Origin of the sequence: Streptococcus mitis (assembly GCF_001579035.1) — a bacterium.
Lineage (GTDB): Bacteria > Bacillota > Bacilli > Lactobacillales > Streptococcaceae > Streptococcus > Streptococcus mitis_J.
Map to the genome: position 1 here is coordinate 210601 of NZ_KQ970287.1, position 2243 is coordinate 212843.

Consider the following 2243-nt stretch of genomic DNA (forward strand, 5'->3'; position numbering starts at 1 on the left):
GCTTAGCAGTTTTGTATTTGGAGTTGTTTTTTCAGCCTATTTGACGATTTTCTATCATGAAAAGACCATTCTTGGGGTTCCTATTATGATGAGCATTTTTTATCTCAGCATGCTTTTTGCTAAGTGGCGGAAAAAAGTAAAAGAAAAAGCTTCATTTTAGGTGTTATTACTTGTAAGAAAATAGGAGATATGCTATACTTGAAGAGTTGACTATGCACGTTCCTGTGCAACCGCACGAACATCGTTGCTTGATTATTCAAGTTTAAGTGGTTCGTCCCACGATGCTAGGCGAGTCTTCACAAAAAATTCGGGGAAACCCATAAAAATCATAGGAGGTGCATAATGAGCACATACGCAATTATCAAAACTGGCGGAAAACAAGTTAAAGTTGAAGTTGGTCAAGCAGTTTACGTTGAAAAATTGAACGTTGAAGCTGGTCAAGAAGTTACTTTTAACGAAGTTGTTCTTGTTGGTGGTGAAAACACTGTTGTCGGAACTCCACTTGTTGCTGGAGCTACTGTAGTTGGAACTGTTGAAAAACAAGGAAAACAAAAGAAAGTTGTTACTTACAAGTACAAACCTAAAAAAGGTAGCCACCGTAAACAAGGTCACCGTCAACCATATACTAAAGTTGTCATCAACGCAATCAACGCTTAATTTTAAGGAGAACACATGATACAAGCAGTCTTTGAGAGAGCCGAAGATGGCGAGCTGAGGAGTGCGGAAATTACTGGACACGCCGAGAGTGGCGAATACGGCTTAGATGTCGTGTGTGCATCGGTTTCTACGCTTGCCATTAACTTTATCAATTCTATTGAGAAATTTGCAGGCTATGAACCAATCCTAGAATTAAACGAAGATGAAGGTGGCTATCTGATGGTTGAAATTCCAAAAGATCTTCCTTCACACCAGAGAGAAATGACTCAGTTATTCTTTGAATCATTTTTCTTAGGTATGGCAAACTTATCGGAGAACTCTTCAGAGTTCGTCCAAACCAGAGTTATCACAGAAAACTAACACGGAGGAAAACATTATGTTAAAAATGACTCTTAACAACTTGCAACTTTTCGCCCACAAAAAAGGTGGAGGTTCTACATCAAACGGACGTGATTCACAAGCAAAACGTCTTGGAGCTAAAGCAGCTGACGGACAAACCGTAACAGGTGGATCAATCCTTTACCGTCAACGTGGTACACACATCTACCCAGGTGTAAACGTTGGACGTGGTGGAGACGATACTTTGTTCGCTAAAGTTGAAGGCGTAGTACGCTTTGAACGTAAAGGACGCGATAAAAAGCAGGTTTCTGTTTACCCAATCGCAAAATAAAAAGATTCAGTGAATCTTTTTATCCCGAGCCTTGAAATGTAAAGGCGAGGATGCTGAAATAGCATAAATAAGGCTTTCCGAGATTTCGGAGAGTCTGTTTTTTTGTTTTGGTACCCATATTGATACCCATATCTAAAATCCTATGTACGAGGCGAACTTATCGCCTACTTTTTCTTTTGTTGTAAAATTATAAAATAGTAGCATGTGAAACTTTTACAGTAATGAATTTTATAAGGGAATAAGATATTGTAAAAATTGCTAAGATTTGATATTATAATTGTATCTAAAAGAAGAAGTAAGAAGAATAAAAGGATGTGAACTGGTATGAAAAAGATGATTACAATTATAGTCTGTTCAGTCTCTTTTCTTGCTCTATCTGCTTGCGTTAGTAACAAAAAACTTATTCTTCCTGAACCAGAAACGATATCTGTAATTTATTTGCAGAAAAGTATCTCTGGAGATGTTAAAATTATAAACAAGAAAGATGATATCTCAAAATTGATTAAGGAGATACAGAAACAGTCAAAATCTACCACGTACTCCTAACACGGGAGAGTTATAATCCAAGATTACAAGGTCTTACAGAAATAAGAAATCCTGATAAGGCAATGTCTCTTCAAGACGCTATTCGCTTCGCACAGCGACATGGATTCAACTTGCTCTTGGGTGTCAAAACCTCTTTTTAGTATGTCCAAAATTTGGAGAAATAAACAATCAACTAATTTTTATTTTTTTCAAACTTGAACTACCATATTTCTTGAACAGGTTGTTAAGAAAATAGCTGTAATTTACTATGAAAATTATAGTTTTACATGACATTTTTTAGAGAAAGGTATATAATGGTAAAGTAATATCAATTGTTTTTTTGAAAACATCGTGAAAATTACAATTTTAGGCTTAGAAATCGAACCTCCCC

The 2243-nt window shown here is 36.3% G+C and carries 3 protein-coding genes, 1 pseudogene and 1 other annotated feature; all 4 genes and pseudogenes read left to right on the forward strand.

What is annotated here, in order from left to right; all coding sequences use genetic code 11:
- Window positions 1-160, forward strand: a pseudogene (locus tag SMIDD26_RS11580) (DUF1275 domain-containing protein); the annotation flags it as partial.
- 58 nt (window positions 161-218) lie between these two features.
- Window positions 219-306, forward strand: a sequence feature (ribosomal protein L21 leader region).
- Between the two features lie 36 nt (window positions 307-342).
- Window positions 343-657: a 50S ribosomal protein L21 gene (gene rplU / locus SMIDD26_RS05490; RefSeq protein ID WP_000109141.1), complete on the forward strand. Its 315-nt coding sequence runs from the start codon at window positions 343-345 to the stop codon at window positions 655-657.
- A gap of 15 nt (window positions 658-672) precedes the next feature.
- Window positions 673-1017: a ribosomal-processing cysteine protease Prp gene (locus SMIDD26_RS05495; RefSeq protein ID WP_000613699.1), complete on the forward strand. Its 345-nt coding sequence runs from the start codon at window positions 673-675 to the stop codon at window positions 1015-1017.
- Window positions 1018-1033: 16 nt separating this feature from the next.
- Window positions 1034-1327 carry a 50S ribosomal protein L27 gene (gene rpmA, locus SMIDD26_RS05500; RefSeq protein ID WP_000916509.1) on the forward strand — a complete coding sequence of 98 codons (294 nt, stop codon included), beginning with the start codon at window positions 1034-1036 and terminating at the stop codon, window positions 1325-1327.
- Window positions 1328-2243: the final 916 nt, after the last annotated feature.

Coding starts and splice junctions, on each gene's coding strand:
- rpmA (WP_000916509.1), top strand. CDS start 1,034: ATGTTAAAAATGACTCTTAACAACTTGCAACTTTTCGCCCACAAAAAA.
- SMIDD26_RS05495 (WP_000613699.1), top strand. CDS start 673: ATGATACAAGCAGTCTTTGAGAGAGCCGAAGATGGCGAGCTGAGGAGT.
- rplU (WP_000109141.1), top strand. CDS start 343: ATGAGCACATACGCAATTATCAAAACTGGCGGAAAACAAGTTAAAGTT.